The organism is Bacillus cereus group sp. MYBK95-2 (genome assembly GCF_051915225.1).
In the GTDB taxonomy this organism is placed as follows: Bacteria; Bacillota; Bacilli; order Bacillales; family Bacillaceae_G; genus Bacillus_A; species Bacillus_A cereus.
Genome location: NZ_JBQAEH010000007.1, coordinates 1 through 25,279, shown reverse-complemented (window position 1 = coordinate 25,279; position 25,279 = coordinate 1). Strand labels below are relative to the sequence as shown.

Genomic DNA, 25,279 nt, shown 5'->3' with positions numbered 1-25,279 from the left:
GCAGGATGCTGATCCTGCGCTTTTTAAGTTACGTTAAACACTATAATCTTTTGAATGAATTTCTAAATTAAACTTATTTGCTAAAATTTTATTCAAAGTAAAAAATACAATCCCCCCTGCAATGGGAAGCGTGTAGGCTGGAATGAAATTTAATAATAGTCCTGATATTGCAAGTGCTATTGGTTGCATTATTTTACCTAAGCTTAATCCAATACTAAGAACTCTTCCTCTATATTCTTCAGGAATCTCATTTTGCATGAAATACATTAAAGGAATATCAATTTGTGCTATCATAAATCCTAAAAAGAACATAATCATGCAATACGTAGTAACATATACCAAATTATTTACTACAATAGATTTAAATAAAACAGGTATCCCTGAAACTATCATAAAAATTGCCAACATAAAACTTATTTTTTTCAATAGATAAGAATAAGAATAACAATCAGTTATCTTTTTCACTAATATTGCACCAACTATCATACCTATCGGAAAAGTCCCTTGAATCATACCAAATTGCTTAGAATTAAGATTGAGAACTGTGTTAATAATGTATGGCAACGGAACGGTTACAGCAAAGCCTAAAAAGAAATTAAGGGAAATTAAAATACTAAAAGTATTTTTTAAGCTTTTCCGCTCCAATAAGTAAGAGTATCCCTCCTTTATATCTTCAATAAAATTAATTTCTCTAATTGAACATTCCTCATTTATGTTTTGCTCGCACAATTTAAAGTTTATAAACAATATGGATATAGCCGAAAGGATAAATGAAATACCGTTAATAATTATAAAAGTTTTCATATCAAAGACTGCAAAAACAATACCCCCTAACATAGGCCCTAAAATTAAAGATATAGAATCAATAATTTTACTTATAGAATTAATACTCATTAACCGTTCTTTAGTAACCATATTCGGTTTTACGGCCTCTAATCCTATTCCAAAAAACGTTGTAAATACGGTCATAAGAAAGGTAGTAGTATAAATAATGAATAAGTTTAATCCATAATAGTTGCTTAATATATAAACAGTTATTAATAAGCACCCGCTTAATACATCCATGCAAACGACGAGTTTCTTTTTATCAACCTTATCAGCAATGACACCGGCAAATGGATTCATAACGATCATTGGAATCGTTCCTAAAATAAGCGTAATCGCGAAATTTAAAGCAGATCCGGTTATTTGTAATACATACAATCCTAATGCGAAACTATAAATAGAGCTACCAAATAGTGATACTGTTTTTGCAATTGAATATAAACAAATATTTCTTAGTTCTTGGTTTCTATTTTTATTTTCTATATGTAATCGTAAACTTCCCATCATTTTCCCCCCTGCATAACTTTGTATTACGTACATTGTAAGTTCTTGGGTCAGCCCAATAGCAATATGTACGATTTGAAAAGTTTTAAGGGAAAATAAATAAAAGATGGAGTTAACCCCATCTTTTTCCGAAAAATGAATATGTATAAATTTCTTCTCCTTGAACAAAGAAATCCTCGTACTTTCCGCCTCTTTTTAAATAATTTGAAGTGCTTTCATCAATCGATTGAAACTGTAAATTTTGGATTTCTTTCGTTACTTTTGCAGATGTAAAATTCCCTCGGAGTCTAGGTGCAATTTGGCTATTTATGCTGAATTTATTAAATAAAATAAATGAACTTAATAAATAACAATTGTTTTTAAAAAGGGAATTTAATTCGCGCAATAAGAACTCCTCATGTTCAAAACTATAATTACTTGTACCTGATTGATCAATTACAATATCAATAGAACTACTCTGAATAGGTATGTTTAGAAAGTCGGCACAAATAAATACAATATTTCTTTTCACATTTCTTCTCTCAATTACATCTTTTAAAAGTAAAAGTTTATTCAAATCTCGATCAACAGCAATATATAAACAATCTTCCGGTAGTTCTTCATAAATATTTCGTAAAAAGAACCCAATACCAGACCCTAAATCAAGTAGTATTTTTTCATTTAAATCTAGTTGCATTAGTTTCTTTTTTGACCATTCTCCTCCTCTTTGAACATTTTCCAAAAAAGCAGTATCGGTTTCATGGATATAATCCGAAATAGAATCTTCAAGTGATGTCTTTTCATACGCTTTCAACGAGTTACCAGCTGTTAAAACCCCTGAAATAATCGCGTATTCTTCACCACAATTACAAATTAACTTTCCTTCAATAATTTGATTCTTATTAATAATCCCATCTTCAAGAATTAAATTTCCGTTACACTTAACACATTTAAATAAATGAAGTACTTTTAAATCTACCCCTAAAATTGAACTCGAGATTTCAGTTTCTATAGATAAATTATGTAACGCTTCCTTTAATTTATCCCGTTTCTTCTCCAAAAGTTCTATTTCCTGTTCCATTTCGTCATATTTTAGTTTAAATAAAGATTGGTAAAAGGTAATTTTTTCGTAATTCATAGATTTTGCTAAATTTTTATAAAAAAATAGTTCTTTAATTTCATTCAAGCTAAATCCTAAATCTTTGTAATGTAATATAAGTTCTAAATCTGTTTGACAATACTCATCAAAAAAATAGTGTCCTCCTTTTTTTTCAGGAATAATGAGACTGAGATCCATATAATGTCTAATTGTATCAATACTTATGTTATTTACTTCTCCAAACTTACCGATTTTCATAATATCCCTACCATTTAGATATTTTTTTATATAGATTTCTATTTTTATCTTTAAAAATCCTTTCACCTTTTTTATCAACATTATTTATATTGTTGTGCCTAATAATATAACATGCAACTTTTGGTTTTATGTATGTCAAATTATCAGTATTAAAATTATTAAACCTCAATAAATTTATTACTTTCTACTTAATGAAATGTACCTATAAACGGACATTATAGCATCGATTTATTGAACTATTGGAGTAGGATTACTATAGAAGGTTACATAGGGATAGCATCAGGAAAATGCCAATTTACAACGATAAGGGAATTCAAAATTAAAAAGCCCAACTTCTCTGCAAATCAAAATAGAGAAATTGAGCTTTTTAGTTATTTCATTTCTTTATTGAATTCATTAACTGGAAGAAGTATTCAGGTTTATAAGTCTTATTTAGGTTATACCATGAATGTAATGCATCTGGTGTAAATACATCTATTTTTTTAAGTACCTCCATTGCAAATTCCAGAGGAGCTATTCCTGATGCAGTAACTAAATTCACATCAGATACCGCAGATTCCAACTCATAGAACTTTTCTCCTTTATAGTTAGGACATACCATTTTAGTATATTCTAAGTTATTACTTGTATGCTTTCTAGTATCCAAGTATCCCATATTCGCGAGGGCATCAGTTGCACCACAAATTGCAGCAACAATAGTGCCAATCTTTAAAGCTTGGCCAATTCTTTCCAAGATAGGTTGATGAATTTCTTCACTCCAAGTAGTCCCTCCGGGTAAAATTAAAAGATCTTTACTCTCAAGAGTACATTCATCAAGGGAAATATCTGGTTTTATGCTCAGTCCTCCCATAGTAGTAATCATTTCTTTATTAGCTCCTACTGTAATTACTTTTAAAGGTGCTAAATCTTTTTTGAAATATCTTCCTGAGTTTAGTTCAGCAATTAAATATCCATATTCCCAGTCCGACATTGTATTAAATACATATAAAAAAGCTTTTTTTGTTTGCATCTAATAACACTCCAATCACAATTTATATAGCTATTATAATATAACTTCCCTGACAGTTAACGTCAGGGAAGTTATCATACTTGATGAAATTTTATTAATTCAGACAGAACTTCAATAATTCTATTCTTAAGACTTATTGGCTCAATAACTTTAATAGATTTATTGTACGGTAAAAGTAAATAAGGTACATATGTGTGTATCATGTCTTTTTCAAGAAGAAACACTGCTTGATTTGAAGTCCGTTCTTGTAAATAATGTCCTAAAAACCAATGTTGGCAAATATCAGCCAATACACTTTTATCCCCATTAATAACCAAAGAAATAATAATTTCCTTATCTTCTATAGGTGGAAGAAGACTTTTTATAAAAAAGTCACGTGCTGAAAAATTTTCTGGCTGGTTAAACTTATTTTCGGTTAACATTAAACTTTCAATTCGATCTACTCTAAAACTACGTATATCATTCCTAAGATGACAAAATCCAATCATATACCATTTATTATTCCAATAGATAATTCTGTATGGATCGACCAATCTATAATTTAATTGCTTTTCGCCACTTTTATGGTAAAGAATTTTTACTGAGTACCCGTCAGCTACGGCCTGCTCCAACTCCTTCAAAAAAGTTTCTACAGAGAGTGAATTTAATCGACTTATTACTTCAAGACTAGTTAAATGTTGGTTTATTTTTGTTTCCTGCTCTTGATTTGAGTATTTACTTAGTTTTGAAATGGCCCTATTTAACGCTTCACCTCCATAATATCCGGCTTCTTCTGCAAAAACAGCAGCGTGAAATAGTGAAGTTTGCTCCTCAAAATCAAAAAAAAGAGGAGCCTCTACAAAATTGTTCAATAAAGTGTATCCACCGTTATGGCCTGGTTCTGAAATTATAGGTACGCCACTAGTTGAAATTGTATCAATATAACGATACACAGTCCTTATATTTATCTCTAACTTTTCTGAAATCTGTTTTGCAGTAATTTTTTCACCTGAACGTAGCATCCATAGAATTGCTAGCATATTGTCAATTTTAGGCATATAATTTCACCTCTATATGAAACTTATTTTCTATTATATATTTCCGATATTTGGTATAACTCATCAACTGTTCCTTTCCGATAGCTTTCTATATAATGAGGCCTAGACACATTTGTAATTTCATAATTTTTTATTTACAGTCATATCTCCCTCTCTATAAAGCTTTACTGCATAATTCATTCCTGCATGATTTTTATGGTACTTCTTTGACCGACTTTTAAACTTTCCTTATTTCTTAGCTAGTTCAATGCCTTCACGCTATCGCATACGGATAAGATCACGTTCTAATCGGTTTACACCCGCCATAACAGTAATTAAGAATTGGATGTAGGGATTATCTTCTTATAAATCTAGCCATGTATCTTTTAAGGATATTAAATTTGCCTTTTTACTCCGTATGTTATCGATTAATTCAAATAAATCTTTTGTACTACGAGTAATTCGAGTTAAGTCCGTAACATAAATGATGTCACCTTCTTGTATACCCTCTAACATTTTTCGGGGTTTATTACAATACTTTGTTTATATGGAAACTTTTTCTCGAAATTAATATCCAGTCCGATTTCGTTCAGTTGCTGAAATGGCCTTGAAGAATTCTAGTTAATTGAACTGACACGTATAATAGCATAAATGGTACTGCAAGCGTAACTAGTTTCTTTACTTTCATATTAACCGTTTCCCTTAAAACTAAAGAGATTTATACCTATGCATATAAAAAGATACATCTTTTATATACTGTTGGTTAAATTTGGATGAATATTATTTTATATTGAAAAAATAAATACGTCAAAATTATTTTAGGGAAATTATAAAAATCATATTATATATAGATTAGCAAGCTAATGAAAAAATGCCAAAAAAAAAAACGAAAAACGTGTTTCTATCTGAGAATTCATAAGAAAGGATGACGTTTTTATTTCTATTTGTATGTGTAATAAATTACACCCATTTCCTTGAGAATTTTAAAGGTTTTCATCCCCAATACCTTACGAGTTATTGTTACAGATCTTGGTTTTGTACAAAAAATCGATAGAAACCAAGAAAAAGATTTTATATCTTTTTATGTTTAGAGGAGTTAAAAAATCACTACACCTCCTTCATATACGTGTAATATACAGGGATTTATAACTGCATATAGAACATAAAAAAGAGATGTTTATATTATTAATAAAATGATATACATAAGTGGAGGGTTAGAAAATGAAAATTGCAATAGTCTGTTTCGATAACTTTACCGATATAGATGTTTTTCTACCATGGGATTTATTAAATCGTGTACGTTTAGTCGGTGGTATTTCTGATTGGGATGTCCAGCTTTTAGGAACGGCAGAAACTCATATATCTATGTCTGGCTTGCGTATTCCCATGACAGGAAGCATATCTGATATCCCTTTTGCCGACGCTGTAATATTTGCAAGTGGTAAAGGTGTAAAGGATTTATATAAAAATCAACAATATATTAATAGCATTCATGTAGATCCTCAAAGACAATTAATAGGATCTATGTGTTCTGGTTCACTACTATTAGGAGCTAAAAAATTACTAACTGGTAAAAAAGCTACTACATATCCCTCCGCAGTAGAACAGCTAAAAGAATTTGATGTAGACGTTATTGAGCAAAGTTTCGTAAACGAAGGAAATATCTCGACTGCCGCGGGTTGTTTTGCTGCTCAAGAACTATCAGCTTGGATTATAAGGACCCTACTTAATGAAGAAATGGTTGATATTGTACTAGAAACTGTTCAGCCAGTAGGAAAAGGTTTATATTTTTAATCTCAAATCAAGTCAAGAAATTGCGGTTGCTCCCAAAAAACGATAAAATAAGATTTTTGTTTCGAGTTAACACAAATTTCGTTCTAGAGTGCTATAAAAATTCAACTTGATGGTGGCGTGGTGTGCACCATTTATAAATAAAAAAACCCGCGAATTATTCACGGGTTTTCTTCTTAATAACTAATTGCTATTGTTCCTTCACCTGCATGAACCGCAAATGAAATTGGTAATGGATATAATTTGAAATCCATTTCAGGGAATGCTTGTCTAATATCTGCAATCCATTCTTCAGCTCCAGCTTTATCGTTAGCATGGAACATGTGAAGTACTTTTGGTAATTCTTTTTCAAGTTCATTTTTAATATATTCTCGACATTTTTGGATTTTACGAACTTTCTTTTCAAGTAAAAGCTCTCCACCTTTTACTTCTAATATTAAGTTAACACTTAATAAACTTCCAAGTAAAAATTGCATGCCCTTTACACGGCCACTTGCATATAGACCTTTTAAACTCTTTGGGAATACATGAAAAGGTCTTCTTTTTTCATCTACTAATGTTTTGTGTATATCTTGTAAAGTCATACCATCATTGTATAACGATTTTGCTTTTCTAATTAGTTCATCCATTGGATAACTTGTTGTTTCACTATCTAATACCGTTAATGGAAAACCTGCCATTTCTGCAGCTAACTTCATATTTTGATAGGTTCCACTTACTTTTCCGCTAATAGCAACTGCAAATCCTTCTTCATATTCTTCTTTGCATTTCGTAAATAACTCTACCATTTCTCCAATATTAGGTTGTGAAGTAGTGACTGTTTTACCTTCGTTTAACGCATTATAAACACGTTCACGTACACCTTCTTCACAATCTTTGTACGAAATTCCATCAATAATAACTTCGATTGGGATAACAAAGTTATCTCCTTCTGTTGTAAAATTCGCAGTTGTACTATCAGTAATCCAAGCAACACGCTTCATGTTGTTCCTCCCTTAATTCAATTCCTCTTTTCTAATTTTTCTATATATTTATGTTATGAAAAGAGAATATCCCTGTAATAGTAACAGGACTTTATTGTTTTGGCTATAGTAGATGTATATTAAATGTGACTATTTCTTGTCTATTTCACAAATAAAAAAGAAAATCAAGGAATTTGCTCGATTTTCTTGTTATCATATACTATTTAAAAGTTTCATTATCTAAAATTACAACATAATCATTCGTTAATCGGCCAGCTTCTTTTGTATAACTAACAAGCCTTTGTATATTATCACAGCAAATTTTTGCTCCCCATACGAGTAACGGTACACCAATAAAATCGATATGGAACCTTCTAGAAAACAGCCCACCGAAAGTCATTGGTAAAGGTACGGTTGGTGATGTATTAGAAAAAATAATCTTTTCATGACTTTGATAATGTTTTTGCAAGATTTCTCCTAAATGCTTCATCGCTGGTACAACAACTTTTGATGCGCCACATCCAATCGTATATACAGGATGACCATGTTCATCGATTCCATGAAAAATAATTTTTCCCATATCTTCTGTTTTCAATTTATTAAAGTAATCTACATTCAAAATTTCTTCTTTCGTTAACTTACGATCCGTTGGTAATTTATTTAAATGATACGCTGCAGCAAGTGAAGTTGTATGAGTACCGCCGAAGTCTGTGTAAATGTATATCATATTATCATCCCTTGTTGTAAAAGTTCAATGTTAATTAGTATTACCGTTCTTAGCAATGTTAAACAAGGGATGTTATTTGTCCCATATGAATAATGGACTGGATTGTTACAAAGCACAACAAAGCCGGAATGAGCCAAATACGGTTTATTTTCACTTTTCGTTCTTTACTTTGCATCAAAACAATAATAAGAACAACAAGTAAAATATCCATTTAGAATCCTCCTATAAACTTGTTTATCTTTAAAAATTATATTCTCCTCTTTTCATTCCATACTTGAAATACGATAGCTACTTTCAAGTGTAAGATGGAAAATGTGATTTCTCATCAGCCTTAAGCATTATTTATAAAAATAAAAAGACGTACTTTTTACTCGTACGCCTTTAATAACTCGTTTAAACTCCTATTTATCAACTAATTCCACACCTTTAGAATTAGTTTTACCCAACACTCGAATGTTAAATTTATTAATGGCTTTTAAAAAGATATTATAAATAGAATATCCAATAATAGAACCTATAACATTACAGATAACATCATCAATATCAGTAATACGTCTCACTCCACTAAATAAAGACTGAATTAATTGTAGCAATTCAATACTAACTGATATAGTAAATCCTAATAAAATAGTATTTTTGAACTTTTTATATTTATCCCATAAAATTGGTGCTAAAAATCCTAAAGGCATTAATAATAAAATATTCCCGCCTACATTTCTTACAATTAGACCAATCATAAATTGGGCATCCCCATCATAAGCACTACCAATTTGATTGATGTCTTTAATAATTGATGCAAATGGAATTATATTGACCGAGCGATTCAGATTTTCAATATTAGAAGGAAAACCGATTGGTAAAGGGAATAAAGTTACTGCAACAACCATACAAATGTAGACCACGAATAAAAAACTTATTATTTCTTTCCACCAAATCACATGTTTTTTATTTTTGGTACCAATTAATATTCCACATACAATTAAATAACAAATAACCCCTAAAATAATAAACAAACTACCGTTGATCATATACAAATTGTTAACACATCCTTTCATATGAAGTAATAATTAAAATTTACAATTATATAGTAATGTTTTTTAATTTAAAAATCCATATAATTATATGTAATTGTGCAGAATTACAAAAACCCCTTATTTAATAAATAAAGGGTTCCTCGTTAACTAAAATATTTTTCAAAACAGAAACAAGCATGAACCCGTTTAAATTATTTTCGTATCTCTTCTTTTATATCCATATAATTAAAAAGCTCTTTCTATTTCTGTCATTAATTTTTCGGGTCCTGCCCCTTTATTCGATGGAATAACTAAAGTGATTCCTAATTCTGGATATATAGCCGAGCGAAAACTGACGCCTGGATCATATCCCATTACATGATATTTGAATACCTTGTTTTCTCGTGTTTCAATCCATATTCCATATCCGTAAGATTGTTTATCATTTACTTGAATTTGGGGAGTTAAAAGTAACCTTGTATATTCCTTTCCTAAAATTTCATTATTAAATAGTGCCGCCCAAAATTTCAGCATGTCTGGTGCAGTAACATATGCACCTCCATCAGCTCCTCCTTTTATTGGTATAGAGTAGACGTTTGTTCTCCAATTTTGGTTGGTTTCGTCCTTTATATATCCTAGAGCTGTATGTCTTGGTAATCTATCTAACGAAAAATAGCCAGAATCATTCATACCAACAGGATTAAAAATGTTTGTTTCTATATACTCCGTGAATTTAAGTCCCGTCTGTTTTTCTATTATTAATCCAAGTATAATAAAACCTGCGTTGTTGTAGTGAAACTTATTTCCAGGTGCAAACATCATATTATTGTTTTGAAATAATGGTAAAAAGTCTTTTACGCTCTTTAGTAGATACATAGGTGTTTGTTTCCAAAGGTCTTCGAAGTTATCCATAATACTTTCATCAAAATAATCTGGTATACCAGCACTATGCGTTAGTAGTTGATGTATTGTAATATCTTCATCGAAGTTTGGAAATTTTATCTCTAGACAATCTTTTAATTTTGTATGAAAAGAAATAACACCTTTTTCAACAAGTTGACAGATGCCAATTGCAGTGAAGATTTTACATCCTGAGGCAATGCCAAATCTTGTTTGTATCGTATTGTTTATACATTCACTTTGGTTTGCGTAACCCAATGCTGTTTCATAGACTAAATCTTTTTCTTTTTTTACTAAAACTACTCCAGAGAAATCTATTTTCTTTTGTATTTCTTTTACAATTTTATCAATTTCATCTTTTGTTTTTATCACGACAACCACCCTTATCTTTCGGTATTGTTCTTTCCTCTTATTAATTTTTCCATATAAAGAGGAAAGAACCCTCTTATTAAATACGATAAATTATTAATGAAAACACAAAGTTCATTTCAAATTTATCCCGCTATTTATGAGCAGTAAGACCCCCACTGATTAAATTTTCACTTTATTGACTCAGTAGAATACAACTTAGATTGTGATGGGAATAAAGTAAACACACACAAGACGATAGTAATAAATAACATTATTAATGACCCTACAATAACTACAAGTTGTATAGAAATGAACTGAGTCGCAACACCAGATAGTATTGTAATAAAGATTGTTACTAACGCAATAACAAGTCCATATATGCTCCCGATCCGTCCCATTATATGAACGGGAACATTATTTTGGTAAAATGTATAAAATCCTGTATTTGCATATGCCATAGAGAAAGATAAAATAAAGAATCCAATAGCAGCTATTAAAAATACATTTGAAAAAGCATAAATTAAATAACCAATTGCGATGAATAGTGATCCTATTCCAATTAGAAATGAAGGTGCTAATTTTTTTGACAAAATTGTATTTGTTATGGCACCTAAAATAAATCCTGCACCAGCTATACTAACTAGAAAACCATATTCACTATCTGTTAGTAGTAATACCTCTTTCGCAAACGATAGTTCAAGTGAATCAGTAGCAGTTGCTAATACGAACATACTTTGAAATAAGAAATACACACATACGACATACACATGTTTTCTACTAAAATTTATAACAGTGTTCCAATCTTTTTTTAATACTGTAAGAGATAATGTATTACTTGTTGTATCCGAAGCTTCTTTCTTATCAAGATTAGGTAAAAGTAATGTAATGAATCCTGATAAGAGAAATGCTATAGCATTCATATATATAGCAAACTCAGGTGTACTCGCAATTAATAAAACCCCTGCTATCGCTGGACCAATTAATGATGCACCCGATCCTATTAAAGTACGTAATGAGTTGAAACGTTGTCTTTGCTCTACTGGAATTAATTTCGACATATACGTCATAGCAGTTGGCTCATAAATTGCACTGGCCATACTTATAAAGAATACGAATACATAAACAATCCAAAGTGACGGAAGTAAAGGTAAAATGGCGATAAATAACGCACGATATATATCGAGGTGAATCATTAATTTTCGTTTATTTAAACGATCAATCATACTCCCAGACCAAGCGTTTGTAAATAAAGTGGCTAATGGTTTTATTACATATAAAGTAGCAACAGCTAAGGCTGAGCCACCCATATTATAGACAAGTACATTCAGTGCTATTAAGTAAATCCATGCCCCTAAATTCGCAATACCAACTCCGGACAATAGTAATAAAGGATATTTCCAATCTTTAAGTAAATTTTTCATTTTTGGCCCCCGCTTTCAAAATTGTTTTACAACAATAAAAAAATCCCACCCCCAAGACTTTTAATCTTAGGGACGAGATTTATCATCGCGGTGCCACCCTAGTTTGTTAATATGTCACCATACTAACCTTATCAGGTACTGCATTCTAATTCATGCTTATACCATAGCTCTATAACGGGAGCTCCCGTCACACCATCCCCTAATAATAGGTTCCGATGTGCTGCTCAGAGGCTTGGTTCAATAAAGAATTTTTACTCCTTTTCAGCTAAATGGAGCTCTCTGTGAAAAATTCATTTTATTTACTCTTCTCTTCACTGCATTTGATTTTTTCCATATTATCACACATACATTTAACTGTAAATAAAAAATAATCAGATATTTAACAACGTGTCACTTTTAGTTCTTTTATTTATTATTTTTTCTAAAAATTACGGTGCGTGAAATTACTCGCAACTCTAAAGAAAGAGCTATTTGCATACAGCTCCTTCCAAATGCCTGGATTAATTCGTATTCGCCTCTGTTAACGGTTGTAACGGCGGTTCTAATTCTACTTCTAGTATATCTCCTTCTTGTAAATCTTGTCCTTTTTCAATACTTTGACTCGTTACATAACCCGTACCAGAAGTTTTCAAATCTAATTTCAAAAGTTTAGAGAAATACATAACATCACGCATGGACCACCCTTTTACATTTTGCATTTGTGCGTTATTCCCTAATAAAAATATACGATCACCTTCACTCATTACCTCGCCAGACTGTGGATATTGTTTTATTATTTTTCCTTCTCCTAAAATTACCGGCTGTAGCTTCTCTTTTTCTACACTTTTCTCTATTGTATCCATCGATTGATTTACATAATTTTGTACTTTTAATTGAGATTGTTTCGCTGCATCAGCTATTTGTTTTTCTGTATACGGTTTCACCTTTAAATATTCAAGGCTGTTTTTTATAACAGGTTTAAATATTTCAGCAAGAGGCTGAGCTCCATACTCATCTCCTTTTAACTTTGGCTGCTTAATAGCTAAGTATACGATTAACTCCGGATCGTCAATTGGAGCCATTCCTAAAAAGGAGAAAATGTAATTCTCTTTCCCTTCCATATATCGGCCATTTTCAGGATTCGGGATTTGTGCTGTTCCTGTCTTACCTCCAATTGGATAACCATCCACTTTATACATTGTACCAGTTCCTTTTGAAGATGTTATAACACGCTCCATTAAGCTTCTAACCTTGTCCGCTGTTTCTTTTTTTATCGGATTCCCAATTTCTTTCGGTTGATTTTCCATAATAACTTCTTTGTTTGTTGGATTTACAACTTTATCAACGATATATGGTTGCATCATTTTCCCGTCATTTGCTATAGCAGTAGCCGCTTGGATTAATTGAATTGGAGTTACTGTAGAACCTTGACCAAAAGAAGTTGTAACCTGTTGAATTTGCGTATTTAATAATAAAGTATTTTTACTTTCTCCAGGTAAATCTATTCCTGTTTTTTGATTGAATCCAAATTTATTCATATATTGCTTAAATTTATTTGGTTTCAGTAACTGATCTTCTAAAATAGAAAAAGCTACGTTTGATGACCTTTCAAAACCTTCATCAAATGTAATTGATCCCCATCCAAATCCACCATTATGATCTTTTATATCAGATGAACCAACGGAATATTTTCCAGATTGAAAATATTCTTTGCCGTTATATACACCTTCATTAATGGCAGCTGCTAACGTAAAAACTTTCATTGTTGAACCTGGTTCATATGCATTTGCAATCGGATCATTTAAAAAGTATTCGATATCACCTACATTAGGATTGTAACTAGGCTTACTAGACATCGCTAAAACCTTTCCTGTTTTTGGATCAGCAATAATACCAATTAACATAGAAGGATCATAATGTTCTTGCGCTATATTCATCGCTTCTTCTAAAAAACTATTAATTTGTTTATCAAGCGTTAAATATACGTTATTCCCATTTTTAGCTGGTTCTACTTTACCTATATCATTTGTAAGCGGAATCCCTCTTCGTGTACCCACATATTCTATATTCCCGTTTGTAGAGCGCAAATATTTATCCAAACTCTTTTCAAGCCCAAACTTCCCTTCCGTATTCCCTTTATCATCTGGTCTAGCAAAACCAAGTATATAAGATGCAAAGTCTTCATTCGGATACACTCTTGCTTTTTCCGACATAAAGGATACACCTGGTATTTTTAAATCATTAATTTTTTCCTTCTTTTCCCTAGATAAGTTCCGACCAATTTTCCCAATTTCAACTTGCGTACGCCCTTCATGAAAGTTTTTTAATACTTCTTCTTTATCAATTTCAAGCGCATCGGCTAATTGTTGTGCGGTTTCATCTTTATTTTTCACTTTATCTTTTCCTTTTAAATTCACAACAACTCGATACGTTGTAGAATCTTGTACTAACACCTTTCCGGTTTGATCATAGATAGTGCCACGATTCGCTTCTAAAACACCTTTTTTATTATGTTGTTCATTCGCGAGATCCTTTACATTCACATTATGCACGACTCCTACTGCCTGAATATAGAATATACGCAAAATCATAATAAGAAACAAAACAATAAAAGCAATCATCATATATCGAGCGCCTTTATTCGTTTGGAGTTTTTGCATACTTATCTCCTCTCTTTTGGAATGGATTCGTACGAAGATCCGTTTTAAAATTTGTAGTTTTTGTTTACGATACTATATGTTTCGAAGTTTTCTTTTTAATTCCTTTAAAACAATGCAAAACTAACTGTTGTTATTTTGTGTTATTATTTTATATATTTAAAATACGGTGCGTGAAATTTCAGAATATTAATTAGTACAACTTGATTACAGAGCACTCTAAACTCTTTTCGTATTTCCTATAAAAAAATTCCCCTCTGGATGTCCAAAGGGGAACTTTTTATAGGAAAATTATGCGATATGGTTATATTTCGCTAAGAAAGGAATTCGTCTCGCTACTAATGCATACATTTTGAATACAAGTTTCGCTATTGGTTCAAACATACGTGTACTTTGCATTACTAAAGCACTCGTAATAAGTGTTAAGAATGCTGCACCAAGTATATCTAAAGGATAATGAACACCTACGTACATACGTGATATACCGACTAGTACTGCCCATAATAGCGCGATATATTTCAGTTTTTCTCCTCTAAGAATAAATACGAAGGCGATTGAAAATACAAGTACAGAATGATCACTAACGAATGATGAATCTGCTGCATGTGGTACTAATTGATGTACATCATGTGATACGAACGGACGCGGATGGTAATATACCGCGTGTATAAGAACATTTACTAATAATGCAATAATAACCGAAAGCGTCGTATATAAAACTGTATATTGTTTTCTAATTGCCTTTTCTTTCTTTCCATTATTAAACCATAAGATAAACATAAATAGAACGGCTACGTATGCAGCGCTATTTGTAATAGCAATCATTAACGTATCTAATAGTTTGGATGAATCAGCAAAATTATTAAACCACTGAAATACTGTGTAATTCATTAAACTCTCTCCTTACATACAAGTGTTCTTGATTTACACAGTATACAATACCATTATGAAAATAGGCTTAAACTTTTTTCATCTAATTCTCATTTTACTATTACTCATGTGACAATTATTAAACAAATTTTATACGCTATTTATGTATAAAGCCGGTAAGCCTTTATAATAAGGCGGTTCGTATTTTTTTCATGTTTGAAATACATAACATATTCATTTAAATATACTAATTGCAAAATCATATTTTTTAATTCATTTGAAGTACAATATTTCCAAATTGTTCTCCATGTTCCATACGGCTAAGTGCTCGAATTGCCTCTTCTAACGAGTAAACTTTATCAATAATTGGTTTAATTTGATATTTTTCTATAAACTTTATCATCTCATTAAATTCCTCACGGCTACCCATGGATGTTCCCATAATATCAATTTGATTGTAAAATAGCGCGCGTAATGGTAATTCAATTTTATCTCCTGAGCTTGCACCAAAATTCACGATTCTTCCATTTGGTTTTAATACATCAAAATATTTCAAGAAAGTTGCCGGGCCTATACTATCTATTATTAAATCTACTTTTTCACCTTGTAAGCTCTCTTCCCAATTTCCGGTACTATTAAAAGAAATATCTGCACCATATTTTTCAGCAAGTTCCCTTTTATTCTCTACCCTTGAAGTAACACTCACTTTTGCGCCGATTGCTTTCGCGAATAACATGGCAAATGTAGCTACACCACCTCCTATTCCCGGAATTAAAACATGTTCACCGCACTTCAATCTACCCTTTGTAAAAAGTGCTCTATATGCTGTTAATGCGGATAAAGATAAAACACCTGATTCTTCCCAAGTAAGATATGCCGGCTTTTCTACTACATTTTCAGCCGGTACAATTACATATTCAGCAAACGTTCCATCTTTCGGCCCACCTAGTACTTCCGGTAACTCCGGTACTTCAGTAGCATGTTCCCATCCAATACTAGGATTAATAATAACTTCTGTATGTAGTGTAATATTTGAAACTCCTTCTCCTATTTCTGTAACAATTCCTGAGCCATCTGAACCTATTACTAATGGTAGATCCATTTCTTTTCTATTGTTTATAATAAATAAATCCCTATGATTCAACCCTGCAGCTTTTAACTTTATTTTCACTTCACCTGCATTAGGACTTATCTCAGGTGAAAATTTATATTCTAACCCCTCTAATCCTTTTTCATATTGATGTACAATAGCTTTCATTGCTTAATTCCCCCTTAATATTTCCAATGTACTAGAAATATCAAAATAAATAAAATAGTTTGCCTCCAATAATTAGAAATTATATATTTTGTTATGAAAAAAATCCTCTCCCTATAAAAAGTATAGGAAGAGGTTTCAAAACTAGTTAGATAAGAATCTATAAATTTATTGAATTCTAGCCAATTCTAATATTTTTCGAATAAACGGCGCTTTTGCCTTTGTATATGAAACACGATCAAAAGCATATGTAATAGCAAGCCTCTCTTTTAATTCTCTATATTCTTTACGTGCCCATTCATGGCTTATTAGAAAGTCACGAAATAAAATATTGTTTCTCCACTCATCACTATTATAAATATAAATATGCAAATGATGAGTACCCGCTCTCCATTTTCCCTTTCTAAAAAAACGCCAATTCGTTGCATCTTTTGGAACATACTCATATCCAATTTCCGATAGAACTTCAATCCACTTTTCAGCTATTTGCAATTCTGTTACGCCAATCATCATATCAATAAGAGGTTTAGCTCCTAATCCTTCTACTGCTGTGCTCCCTATATGTTCAACAGCAATTATTTCTTGTCCTAACAAGGAACAAAATTTCTCTTTTTCTTTTATATACTCTTCACCCCAGTCTTTTTGATATGCTTTAATAACAATTTGTTGATCCATTGTATTCACCTCTTTATAAGTATTTATCATTATATTTATAAAATTTTATATTATTAGCATAGGATTTCCATAAAATATGTCGAATAGTGGAATGTACAACTTAATTATATTAAATGTGAGGTAATCTATGAAAGATAATTCAGTCGAAATTCAGTTAAATAACGTAACATTCCAATTAAAAGAATATCATAATTTTGATTGGCTTATTAAATTAGGGACCGTATTTGCAGTTTTTGACCAGCAAGATTCAGGGAATATAAGTTTTGGTGTAGAAAAAGATGGGCATAAGAAATTTATCAAATACGCAGGAGCACAAACAATTACATATGAAGGAACAACGGGTGATGCTATTAAAAGGCTAAAAAATTCAGTTACTATCTATGAAGATTTAAAGCATGAATCGCTCATAAGACTAATTAATCATTTTCCAGTCCAATCTGGATATGTATTAATTTTCGATTGGTTTGATGGTGAATGTCTTCATTCGCATTGGAGTTTCCCACCTCCTGAAAAATATAAAAATCCAAACTCACCATTTTATAAATTTAGGCATTTATCTGCTATAGAACGAATTCATTCCTTACATTCCATTTTTTCTTTCCATAGTTATGTAGAAAAGAAAAACTATGTAGCAATAGATTTTTATGACGGTAGTATTTTATATAATTTTAATACAAACGAGACAAAAATTTGTGATATAGATTTATACAGTAAGAAACCTTACATAAATAGAATGGGCCGGCTATGGGGTTCCTCCCGTTTTATGTCACCAGAGGAATTTGAACTAAATGCAACAATTGATGAAAGAACAAATGTATTTAATATGGGAGCAATGGCTTTCTCACTTTTAGGCGGCGAAAAAGATCGTTCTTTTATAAAATGGGAAGCAAGTAAGGAATTATATGAGGTAGCCTATTGTGCTGTAAATGAAAATCGTGCAGAACGGTATGCATCAGTTACAGAATTCTACGAAGCGTGGTTAAAAGCGGCTAATGCAGAAAAGATATAGCCCTAAATTATTAAAGGAAATATAGAGTTTATACTATTATCATGTATATTAAAAATGGTTTTATGAACGTTTCGTACTAATTACAACTCGAGTTAATGACTATAACATGAATAGAGTTAATAATGATGTGAGAACTCGAAATGTAAATACGACAAATGATTTAAATGATAATCAGAATAAAAATAATAATTGGGCTTGGCTTGGTTTATTGGGACTACTAGGATTATTTGGTCTTAGAAAAAAAGACAAAGATCCAGAAACATGTTAATGTAGAACATTGTATTTAATTTTAAAAGATATTTATTTATCAAAAGAATGCAAAATGAATCGCCTTTAATAAGGCGATTTTTTATTTTTTAAAATCAATAACAATCACAAAAAACGGATGCAATTAATCGGAAACAATGAATTTCTTAACTTAATAGTAATAGAGCATTACATCTATTGGACAAACTATGCTCCTTTTTTATACCTTTTCTTCACTTACCCATATCTTATATTTTGTGTAACTAAGTCAAATGCTACAGCCCTTGATATTCATAGCTTCATAACACTTCCTCTTTTGAGTTACACAACACATTAAAAATGAGTAACTGTATAGAATGGGGTAGAATAACATAGTCATCAAGTTAAAAGTTTAATGTACCAACAATTGGGAAACTTTGTATGTTAGAGAATTTCAACCTAAAAAAGTCGGATTTCTATACGTTAAGTAAAGTGAATAAAGTCTGTTACACTCTCTTCTTTAGGAACGTTTCCATAATATCCTTCTTGAACCATTCATAATCAAACTGAAAAGCTACATTATGCGTTTTATAGCCTGGATTAGTAACAAAACGAAAGTCTGCAATGCTTTGACCAAATCCTTCCCCTTGATCAGGAATTACTTTAATGGGTACCCTTGAAAGACTAACAGCCTCTTGATTCAGCAAATACCACACCGTTACAAAATCATGCATAGGACTTCCACTTATACCAGGATTAGACTTGGAGTAGAAATTATAATAATAATCTAACATAGGTTTGATGATGAGTCCTGCAAGATCCTGTGTATTCCGATGAAATGCATCAATTTGTTGGACCATTTCGGGTGTAACAATCGCATGTTGAGTCACATTTAAAGGAATAATCGTCAAGTTCTTTGCATGCTGTAAAATTAAGTTTGCTGCATAAGGATCTGCGTAAAAATTAGCTTCAGCCACAGCAGTTACGTTACCTGGATAGAAAAAAGCTCCCCCCATGCAAATGCATTCTCTTACATTTCGCATTGTTTCTAAATTTAATACAAAAGTCGTAGCTAGCGAAGAAAGTCTTCCTAAATTGATAATGGTAAGATCTTCTAAATTTGATTCTATAATTTGATAAATATCATTTAAAGGATAAACTGGATATGAAATTTCAGGTGGAATAATAGGTCCTAATCCAACTTTTCCATGTACCTCAGGGAAATACTGAATTAATATACCTGTCAACGGTACAGAAGCACCAAGGAATACAGGTATTTCTTCTCTTCCCGCAATGTACTTTAAATAGTTTATATTTCTTATTACATTTTCTCTTGATACATTTCCATAATCGGCCACAATTCCTACAAGTTGAATGTCTTTACGAAAAAAGATGTACAGTATAGCAAAGGCATCATCAATCCCTAAATCTGTAAACAGGAGAACCTTTTTTTGCATATCTCTTCCTCCAAAAAATTTATAGAATTCTACTTTCACCAATGATGTAGTGATTAGACTACGCTTGTATATATATTTTTTATGTATTCTTAAAGAATGGATTCTATTCACTTGAAATAGCTTTGCTCATCTAAATTTGATTTTATGTTCTTAAGTCGTTTGGTCAATTGGGAAGTATTTCAAATCCAAAGTCTCAATACCATCTACAGTAAGTTCTCCACCAATTGGCTTACATTGAAAACAATGAGTGATAGTCTGAGCTTTATCTCCGTTCGGAAACTCACCAGAATATTTAGAATAGACACCTATAAGATGTTCAACTTCAACATTTAATCCTGTCTCCTCAAATATTTCTCGTTTAGCGGTTTCTTCAAGAGATTCTCCAAGTTCCATAGCACCACCTGGAAGACCCCATTCATTTCTATCTCCCCGTTTTTGTAAAAGAATTTCATTTCGTTCGTTATAAACAATACCTCCAGCAAAATTAAGAAATATTAAATCATGCCCTACTTTTCCCCGGATATAACGAATGTAGTCCTTATTTGTAGTCATAAATTCCCTCCTAATTTATATATAAAATACAAATTAATTATATATAAAGATAGAAGAAAACAGTAACAAAAATGATAATATTCCTTATTCTCATAAGGGATTTGCCCTTTACTTTTTATCAATCTATGCGTTTATTAACCATTTCTATTCTAATACCTTCATTTCCTAAATCCCCTTTCAAAATAAAGAGACCACCATTTCTTAAAACAATTTTATCGCAGTTCTAAAAATTGGTGTCCTCTAGTTTTCTAGCCGGACTATATTCTATTTTCAAGCCCATTTCTATCTCCCCATGAATAAAACTCAATGTTCTGTTTATACTACAACTACATCTAGAGACACATCACTGTTTAGAGCGGCTAGGTTTTGTTAGCTGCTCTTTTGTGTTTTACACAAATAAAATCAATAACTCAGCATATAATATCTATGTAGCTAGACTATTACCTCTGTATCGAGCAGTTAGGCTGGGCTAAATGCTCTTTTATTTATGACAAAATAAAACTTTTAAACAAAATTACTTTCGTATAACATTTTCAATCTCGCTTACACTATAACTGTAACTTTAAATTACACATCTATTACTTGTAGGGCCTAATTTTCTTTTGTGGAACAGGTGGTTAGCTCATAAAGTTAACCACTTTGTTGCGTTAAATATTTTTTATTTCTCAATACTTAATACCTGGAATTAATTCTAATTTATTGGTATTAAGTATTGACATTGATTTTCCTCATATGCAATTTTTGAAAAGGCCTTTTCTCTCATATCAGGCTCTTTTATTTATTAAAAAAAGATTATTTTATATAGATTACTATAAGCATCCATAAAGCCAAAGCACCAATGATAGCGAGTACTATACGTGTTGATAGTATCCTTACTTCAAAGTCTGTTTTCTTGGAGGGTTCAGGATATGCAATTATGTAAATTCCCTTTAATAATGCAAGCCATGCAATAACCGTTAGGAATCCCTGCCAGTTGAATACCCATACATTATGTAGAATTACAGTACCTAATCCTAGGAAAATCGATAGAAAACCATACATAATACCAAATCCTCTGTCTTCAACCACTAATTTTTTTAAGTCACGTAGCACAGATGGACGGACGAAAAGTATTCCCGATACGATAACCGTCATCCATCCCCAGAACAGCCCTAAAAAAGTACTAGTTTCCATTATTATTTCACTCCCCTCAATTATATTTATATTTCAGATATTCCTTCCTTTAGAACAATTCCAGCACTTTTCACATTTACAATAACTAAATATCCCCATCTTACCAGTTTTAAAATCTTCATTGTCATGACTATTAATAAGTTTATATCTTTGTATACATTTAGGTTATTTTAATTTACCCAACCAATTTCCTAATATAAATTAATTCCTTTCCTCTCGAAGATATTCTTTCTATTCCCACCCTCTTAAGGATACCTTAGAAAATATTTCTAATTATTGTAACGTGGTAGCTTGTTTTTCTTTAAACAAAAGGCTTATTTTGTTTAAAAATTCATTCCAATTTATAACCACTATATTTTTCCTATATTTTCTATTACAATTTAATAGAAATATTTTGATAACAAAGGAGCAACCTATGAAGCATAATATAAATCTATGGTCTTTTATTTTTTCATTCATTTGCATTGCTTTTTTTCTTATATATCTTGAAATATGCACACCTGAAATGAATGCGTCGTTTATAAATATCGTTTATTTTCACCCTTTATTTTTTGTACTCATTTTTTCAATAGGAACTTTTTTTGCTGGTATTAAAGGCTTCTCTAAAGCAGGTAATTGGATAGCAATGCTTAGAAGCATAGTAACAGTTCTGCTAACATTGTTATTATCAGTGTTTTTAACACTAACTTTAATCGTTGGTTATGCATTAAGTTAAATGTAATTCTTCACGAATAAAACTAAATATTACGTCAATACTATATATGACATTAGATTTTCTCCTTGTTCCCCCTTGGAGATGAGCAGTTAGCTTTTGTTAACTACTCTTATTTTCTACAATTGGTTTCATTTACCTGATGTATTTAACGTAATATTAAGTTACGATATAAACGAATAAAATATATTTGGCTGTTATACCATTACCCTAGGAAACTAGGGTTTTTATTTCTATAAAATGAAATTTTTATTGTAATTACTCACCTATAGTTTTATATTTTTCAAACATTCCTTCCGGAGAGTATTTACTAGCTGCCTTATCGTTAATTCCGTTCTTCCTAATGCTAAAGCAATTTCCTTCACCTTTCCGAATCCATAATACTTATATATGTAGGCTAATCCTTTCGTTGTATACGGCTTCTTATGATTCGGATGGTAATCGGGATGATACTTCATTCGGCCCTGCGCATCATATTGAACTTCCACCTTGATCACTTTCCTTTCAAATGAAGTTTTTATTAAGCTACTTGATAAGCTTTACAAACCCATGATTCATCTTCGTCTGCATCAATCCGCAAAGAATATTTCTACCTTCAATTTCAAACCATTCTTCATTACGGCCGTCGCCTCAAATACTCCGCTTATATGATCAAATTTCTTGATATCCTCGTCCTCTAACATTCCGAATTCTTCTGGGAGACTATCGTAGAATTTTTCTACTGCATTTTCTAAATCATACTGACTTTTATATGTTTGTTCGTGAATTAACTGGACCTCCATTTTCATCCTCCTTTTCTAATAAAATAGCGTTTTTGTTTAGTTTCACTCTAAAAGTAAAATTTTCATTTTTTCATTCAACCAAGTTCATAACATATTCTTTTCCCCCGATAAAATAATGATTAGGTGTCCCATGCGCATTTTATTCATTGGAAATAATACCTTTCACGTACTTACGTATTAGAAACTTCATTTCTGCTTCTTCTCCACTAGCAATTTTGTTCACTTTTTTGATACATTTATGAAACATTCACATGTTATCTTCAATATGTTCTATTCTTTTTGAAAAACCATGTGAGAATACCAAAATAAGAAGCCTTAGAGCCCTAACTCTAGGGCTTCTTGTTTTCAAATAAGGATTTTGCTAAAAAACTACACATTTATTAAGAACATGCATAAAATATAATGTGGTATTCTTTTTCAATATTAATGTTTATCCGAGAGCGCCTTGAATGGCGCTCTTTAATTTCCAAATAACATTTTTAGATAATTACGAGAGCGGATTTTATTATGTTGTACAAGCACTACTTCACTTTATTAAATAGACTATATAGATATCTAAAAGAAGGGAGCTTTAAATTCATATGGCTGATTACTTTTATAAAGATGGTAAAAAATATTATAAAAACCAATCACATTCCAACAATCAAAAAAATAACTGTTTTATTGAAACTCATACGATAGCTGGTTCTGCAGAAAATGCAAATGGAAATATACCTGTGTCAGTTTTCATTGAAACCACCGCTCCACAAACTGTATTTGAGGATTTTACAAACAATCATAATAAAACATTAATTCAGTTATTCGTTGTCGGTATGAGTGCACCCGTTCAAGTAACTATTCTAACAAGAAGATTTAGCGTACCAATTACTACTACATTACAACCTGTTCAAACAAAAATATTTCAAGTTGAAGATTTTCAAAGTCTTACTCTTACAAAGCAGGAAGGTTCTACTAGTGTAGTTAGTTTATTTGTTCAAAAAACATTTTGTATATGCTGTAACGATAATAACGATTCATGTGATGAATATTACCACGAATGTGATTGATATATTAAATCACCAGAAAAACCCTTTATATAAAGGGTTCTTTTCCTTTTACTCCCCTCATTTTCCCGTTTTTTATTATGTTTCCTAACTTACAGTAATGTCCTTAAAAAAATTTTCATATATATTTATCAAACGCACTTTAAAATCCCAGAGTTTCAAATAATTTCAAAAGTCGACTGACCAACAATATTCGACTTATCTTTAAAAACTTATTAAAAATAACTTAGATACAAAAAGGCTACGTTTTATATAAGATAAAAAATTATCTTACGCAAAGGAGCTTGATTATTTGTGAATTACCAAAATGATAACAACTCTAACATTCACAAACCTTGTTCTTGTCCATCTCCCACGGCTAACAGTTTAAATGTTGTTCAAACTACCCCATCAATAATTTCTGTAAACTCTGCGATTCCACTAGATACCGTGGTAAATTCTAATGGTACGGCAATCTCATTCACACCACCAACAACTGTTTTACTTGAAGGTGGAAGAACCTATTTGGCAATCTATGAAGTGCAAGTTATTATTCAACCAGGAGGTAATTCGGCAGGTATAACTATGTATCTGAATAATAATCCTATCATTGGCTCAGGTACTTCTCTAGGATATACTGCAGGATTCACTTCTGTATCAGCACCCGCAATTTTCACTACACCTCCAGGTATAACAAGTACTCTTACTGTTAATGTAGGACCATATTCTAATACATTGAATACGTTGGGCTTAACTCTTGCTGTTGTAGCATTAACATAATAAAATGTAAAACTCTCTAAAATGATTTTATTTGTCCCTTAACTGTCTATTGGGCTAGCCTCTAAGAACTCCCCATAACTACATATAGAAAAAGTACATTATTTGGTTCGATAGTACTAGGTGACTCGGCTAGCACAATTGTTGAGTCACCTATTTTTTTATAATAGTTGCGATAGGTAAGACTTTGAAGTTATCTCCATCTTTTCCCCCGCTTAACACTGTACGTGCGACTTTCATCGCATACAGCGTCCCATCTTATTCTTTTATACTAAAGTA

21 protein-coding genes, 5 pseudogenes and 1 other annotated feature are annotated in these 25,279 nt (G+C 31.4%); of the genes and pseudogenes, 6 read left to right on the top strand and 20 right to left on the bottom strand.

Features of this window, described 5'->3' with window-relative positions; genetic code table 11:
- Positions 1 to 33: 33 nt before the first annotated feature.
- The 5 genes and pseudogenes from ACTFN4_RS21220 to ACTFN4_RS21200 all read right to left on the bottom strand — a co-directional run bounded on the left by ACTFN4_RS21220 (position 34) and on the right by ACTFN4_RS21200 (position 5,343).
- Complete coding sequence (locus tag ACTFN4_RS21220; protein WP_025687543.1) at positions 34 to 1,329, bottom strand: MFS transporter; 1,296 nt, start codon at positions 1,327 to 1,329, stop codon at positions 34 to 36.
- Between the two features lie 112 nt (positions 1,330 to 1,441).
- Positions 1,442 to 2,665 carry a methyltransferase domain-containing protein gene (locus ACTFN4_RS21215; protein ID WP_439962811.1) on the bottom strand — a complete coding sequence of 408 codons (1,224 nt, stop codon included), beginning with the start codon at positions 2,663 to 2,665 and terminating at the stop codon, positions 1,442 to 1,444.
- 376 nt (positions 2,666 to 3,041) lie between these two features.
- Positions 3,042 to 3,674 carry a type 1 glutamine amidotransferase family protein gene (locus ACTFN4_RS21210; RefSeq protein WP_048567649.1) on the bottom strand — a complete coding sequence of 211 codons (633 nt, stop codon included), beginning with the start codon at positions 3,672 to 3,674 and terminating at the stop codon, positions 3,042 to 3,044.
- 74 nt (positions 3,675 to 3,748) lie between these two features.
- Positions 3,749 to 4,711, bottom strand: a complete 963-nt coding sequence (locus ACTFN4_RS21205) for a helix-turn-helix transcriptional regulator (protein WP_152122413.1) — start codon at positions 4,709 to 4,711, stop codon at positions 3,749 to 3,751.
- Positions 4,712 to 4,774: 63 nt separating this feature from the next.
- Positions 4,775 to 5,343 (bottom strand): annotated as a pseudogene (locus ACTFN4_RS21200) (recombinase family protein).
- A 568-nt stretch (positions 5,344 to 5,911) separates the two neighbouring features.
- On the opposite strand from ACTFN4_RS21200, the gene ACTFN4_RS21195 reads away from it, so the two are divergent.
- Positions 5,912 to 6,484 carry a DJ-1/PfpI family protein gene (locus tag ACTFN4_RS21195; RefSeq protein WP_087875417.1) on the top strand — a complete coding sequence of 191 codons (573 nt, stop codon included), beginning with the start codon at positions 5,912 to 5,914 and terminating at the stop codon, positions 6,482 to 6,484.
- A 173-nt stretch (positions 6,485 to 6,657) separates the two neighbouring features.
- Here the strand turns inward: ACTFN4_RS21195 and ACTFN4_RS21190 are convergent, their stop codons facing one another.
- From ACTFN4_RS21190 to ACTFN4_RS21145, 10 genes are all read right to left on the bottom strand, one after another.
- A complete protein-coding gene (locus ACTFN4_RS21190; RefSeq protein ID WP_243821030.1) occupies positions 6,658 to 7,464 on the bottom strand; it encodes a DegV family protein in 807 nt (268 codons plus the stop codon).
- A gap of 199 nt (positions 7,465 to 7,663) precedes the next feature.
- Complete coding sequence (locus ACTFN4_RS21185; protein ID WP_000639421.1) at positions 7,664 to 8,170, bottom strand: DUF3189 family protein; 507 nt, start codon at positions 8,168 to 8,170, stop codon at positions 7,664 to 7,666.
- A 58-nt stretch (positions 8,171 to 8,228) separates the two neighbouring features.
- A complete protein-coding gene (locus ACTFN4_RS21180) occupies positions 8,229 to 8,381 on the bottom strand; it encodes a hypothetical protein (protein WP_000353713.1) in 153 nt (50 codons plus the stop codon).
- A gap of 190 nt (positions 8,382 to 8,571) precedes the next feature.
- A complete protein-coding gene (locus ACTFN4_RS21175; protein WP_157673786.1) occupies positions 8,572 to 9,204 on the bottom strand; it encodes a VanZ family protein in 633 nt (210 codons plus the stop codon).
- 225 nt (positions 9,205 to 9,429) lie between these two features.
- Positions 9,430 to 10,455 carry a serine hydrolase domain-containing protein gene (locus ACTFN4_RS21170; protein WP_439962748.1) on the bottom strand — a complete coding sequence of 342 codons (1,026 nt, stop codon included), beginning with the start codon at positions 10,453 to 10,455 and terminating at the stop codon, positions 9,430 to 9,432.
- Positions 10,456 to 10,622: 167 nt separating this feature from the next.
- Positions 10,623 to 11,855, bottom strand: a complete 1,233-nt coding sequence (locus ACTFN4_RS21165; RefSeq protein WP_439962747.1) for an MFS transporter — start codon at positions 11,853 to 11,855, stop codon at positions 10,623 to 10,625.
- Between the two features lie 65 nt (positions 11,856 to 11,920).
- Positions 11,921 to 12,179: a binding site (T-box leader), on the bottom strand.
- A gap of 176 nt (positions 12,180 to 12,355) precedes the next feature.
- The gene (locus ACTFN4_RS21160; protein ID WP_439962745.1) at positions 12,356 to 14,494 is read right to left on the bottom strand and encodes a penicillin-binding protein; all 2,139 of its coding nucleotides are present in this window, start codon (positions 14,492 to 14,494) and stop codon (positions 12,356 to 12,358) included.
- Between the two features lie 288 nt (positions 14,495 to 14,782).
- On the bottom strand, positions 14,783 to 15,382 hold the full coding sequence (locus ACTFN4_RS21155) for an undecaprenyl-diphosphatase (RefSeq protein ID WP_001110124.1): 600 nt from the start codon (positions 15,380 to 15,382) through the stop codon (positions 14,783 to 14,785).
- Between the two features lie 247 nt (positions 15,383 to 15,629).
- Positions 15,630 to 16,619, bottom strand: a complete 990-nt coding sequence (locus ACTFN4_RS21150) for a zinc-binding dehydrogenase (RefSeq protein ID WP_000644511.1) — start codon at positions 16,617 to 16,619, stop codon at positions 15,630 to 15,632.
- A 165-nt stretch (positions 16,620 to 16,784) separates the two neighbouring features.
- Positions 16,785 to 17,291, bottom strand: coding sequence for a GrpB family protein (locus ACTFN4_RS21145; protein ID WP_000372673.1), 507 nt, complete (start codon positions 17,289 to 17,291; stop codon positions 16,785 to 16,787).
- Between the two features lie 127 nt (positions 17,292 to 17,418).
- Between ACTFN4_RS21145 and ACTFN4_RS21140 the strand changes: the two genes are divergently transcribed.
- Both ACTFN4_RS21140 and ACTFN4_RS21135 read left to right on the top strand, forming a co-directional pair.
- Entirely contained in the window at positions 17,419 to 18,300 is an 882-nt protein-coding gene (locus tag ACTFN4_RS21140; RefSeq protein WP_439962744.1) for a protein kinase domain-containing protein, read from the top strand.
- Positions 18,301 to 18,379: 79 nt separating this feature from the next.
- Positions 18,380 to 18,568 (top strand): annotated as a pseudogene (locus ACTFN4_RS21135) (WGxxGxxG family protein); the annotation flags it as partial.
- Between the two features lie 463 nt (positions 18,569 to 19,031).
- On the opposite strand, the gene ACTFN4_RS21130 reads toward ACTFN4_RS21135, so the two are convergent.
- The 3 genes and pseudogenes from ACTFN4_RS21130 to ACTFN4_RS21120 form a co-directional block, all read right to left on the bottom strand.
- Complete coding sequence (locus ACTFN4_RS21130) at positions 19,032 to 19,982, bottom strand: nucleoside hydrolase (protein WP_001170283.1); 951 nt, start codon at positions 19,980 to 19,982, stop codon at positions 19,032 to 19,034.
- 159 nt (positions 19,983 to 20,141) lie between these two features.
- Positions 20,142 to 20,534, bottom strand: a pseudogene (locus ACTFN4_RS21125) (NUDIX hydrolase); the annotation flags it as partial.
- Positions 20,535 to 21,326: 792 nt separating this feature from the next.
- Positions 21,327 to 21,707, bottom strand: coding sequence for a hypothetical protein (locus ACTFN4_RS21120; protein WP_000450247.1), 381 nt, complete (start codon positions 21,705 to 21,707; stop codon positions 21,327 to 21,329).
- A 415-nt stretch (positions 21,708 to 22,122) separates the two neighbouring features.
- On the opposite strand from ACTFN4_RS21120, the gene ACTFN4_RS21115 reads away from it, so the two are divergent.
- The gene (locus tag ACTFN4_RS21115; RefSeq protein WP_025710268.1) at positions 22,123 to 22,422 is read left to right on the top strand and encodes a hypothetical protein; all 300 of its coding nucleotides are present in this window, start codon (positions 22,123 to 22,125) and stop codon (positions 22,420 to 22,422) included.
- Between the two features lie 255 nt (positions 22,423 to 22,677).
- Here ACTFN4_RS21115 and ACTFN4_RS21110 read toward each other — a convergent pair.
- Positions 22,678 to 22,907, bottom strand: a pseudogene (locus ACTFN4_RS21110) (DNA-entry nuclease).
- Positions 22,908 to 22,939: 32 nt separating this feature from the next.
- A pseudogene (locus ACTFN4_RS21105) lies at positions 22,940 to 23,201 on the bottom strand (hypothetical protein).
- 581 nt (positions 23,202 to 23,782) lie between these two features.
- Between ACTFN4_RS21105 and ACTFN4_RS21100 the strand changes: the two are divergent.
- Together ACTFN4_RS21100 and ACTFN4_RS21095 are read left to right on the top strand one after the other, a co-directional pair.
- Complete coding sequence (locus tag ACTFN4_RS21100; protein WP_439962743.1) at positions 23,783 to 24,247, top strand: exosporium protein D; 465 nt, start codon at positions 23,783 to 23,785, stop codon at positions 24,245 to 24,247.
- A gap of 291 nt (positions 24,248 to 24,538) precedes the next feature.
- Positions 24,539 to 25,003: a hypothetical protein gene (locus tag ACTFN4_RS21095; RefSeq protein WP_025710270.1), complete on the top strand. Its 465-nt coding sequence runs from the start codon at positions 24,539 to 24,541 to the stop codon at positions 25,001 to 25,003.
- The last annotated feature ends 276 nt before the right edge of the window (positions 25,004 to 25,279 follow it).

Bases quoted from the DNA above. Each gene is read 5' to 3' on its own strand.
- ACTFN4_RS21220 (WP_025687543.1), bottom strand. From the start codon at position 1,329: ATGGGAAGTTTACGATTACATATAGAAAATAAAAATAGAAACCAAGAA.
- ACTFN4_RS21215 (WP_439962811.1), bottom strand. From the start codon at position 2,665: ATGAAAATCGGTAAGTTTGGAGAAGTAAATAACATAAGTATTGATACA.
- ACTFN4_RS21210 (WP_048567649.1), bottom strand. From the start codon at position 3,674: ATGCAAACAAAAAAAGCTTTTTTATATGTATTTAATACAATGTCGGAC.
- ACTFN4_RS21205 (WP_152122413.1), bottom strand. From the start codon at position 4,711: ATGCCTAAAATTGACAATATGCTAGCAATTCTATGGATGCTACGTTCA.
- ACTFN4_RS21195 (WP_087875417.1), top strand. From the start codon at position 5,912: ATGAAAATTGCAATAGTCTGTTTCGATAACTTTACCGATATAGATGTT.
- ACTFN4_RS21190 (WP_243821030.1), bottom strand. From the start codon at position 7,464: ATGAAGCGTGTTGCTTGGATTACTGATAGTACAACTGCGAATTTTACA.
- ACTFN4_RS21185 (WP_000639421.1), bottom strand. From the start codon at position 8,170: ATGATATACATTTACACAGACTTCGGCGGTACTCATACAACTTCACTT.
- ACTFN4_RS21180 (WP_000353713.1), bottom strand. From the start codon at position 8,381: ATGGATATTTTACTTGTTGTTCTTATTATTGTTTTGATGCAAAGTAAA.
- ACTFN4_RS21165 (WP_439962747.1), bottom strand. From the start codon at position 11,855: ATGAAAAATTTACTTAAAGATTGGAAATATCCTTTATTACTATTGTCC.
- ACTFN4_RS21160 (WP_439962745.1), bottom strand. From the start codon at position 14,494: ATGCAAAAACTCCAAACGAATAAAGGCGCTCGATATATGATGATTGCT.
- ACTFN4_RS21155 (WP_001110124.1), bottom strand. From the start codon at position 15,382: ATGAATTACACAGTATTTCAGTGGTTTAATAATTTTGCTGATTCATCC.
- ACTFN4_RS21150 (WP_000644511.1), bottom strand. From the start codon at position 16,619: ATGAAAGCTATTGTACATCAATATGAAAAAGGATTAGAGGGGTTAGAA.
- ACTFN4_RS21145 (WP_000372673.1), bottom strand. From the start codon at position 17,291: ATGGATCAACAAATTGTTATTAAAGCATATCAAAAAGACTGGGGTGAA.
- ACTFN4_RS21140 (WP_439962744.1), top strand. From the start codon at position 17,419: ATGAAAGATAATTCAGTCGAAATTCAGTTAAATAACGTAACATTCCAA.
- ACTFN4_RS21130 (WP_001170283.1), bottom strand. From the start codon at position 19,982: ATGCAAAAAAAGGTTCTCCTGTTTACAGATTTAGGGATTGATGATGCC.
- ACTFN4_RS21120 (WP_000450247.1), bottom strand. From the start codon at position 21,707: ATGGAAACTAGTACTTTTTTAGGGCTGTTCTGGGGATGGATGACGGTT.
- ACTFN4_RS21115 (WP_025710268.1), top strand. From the start codon at position 22,123: ATGAAGCATAATATAAATCTATGGTCTTTTATTTTTTCATTCATTTGC.
- ACTFN4_RS21100 (WP_439962743.1), top strand. From the start codon at position 23,783: ATGGCTGATTACTTTTATAAAGATGGTAAAAAATATTATAAAAACCAA.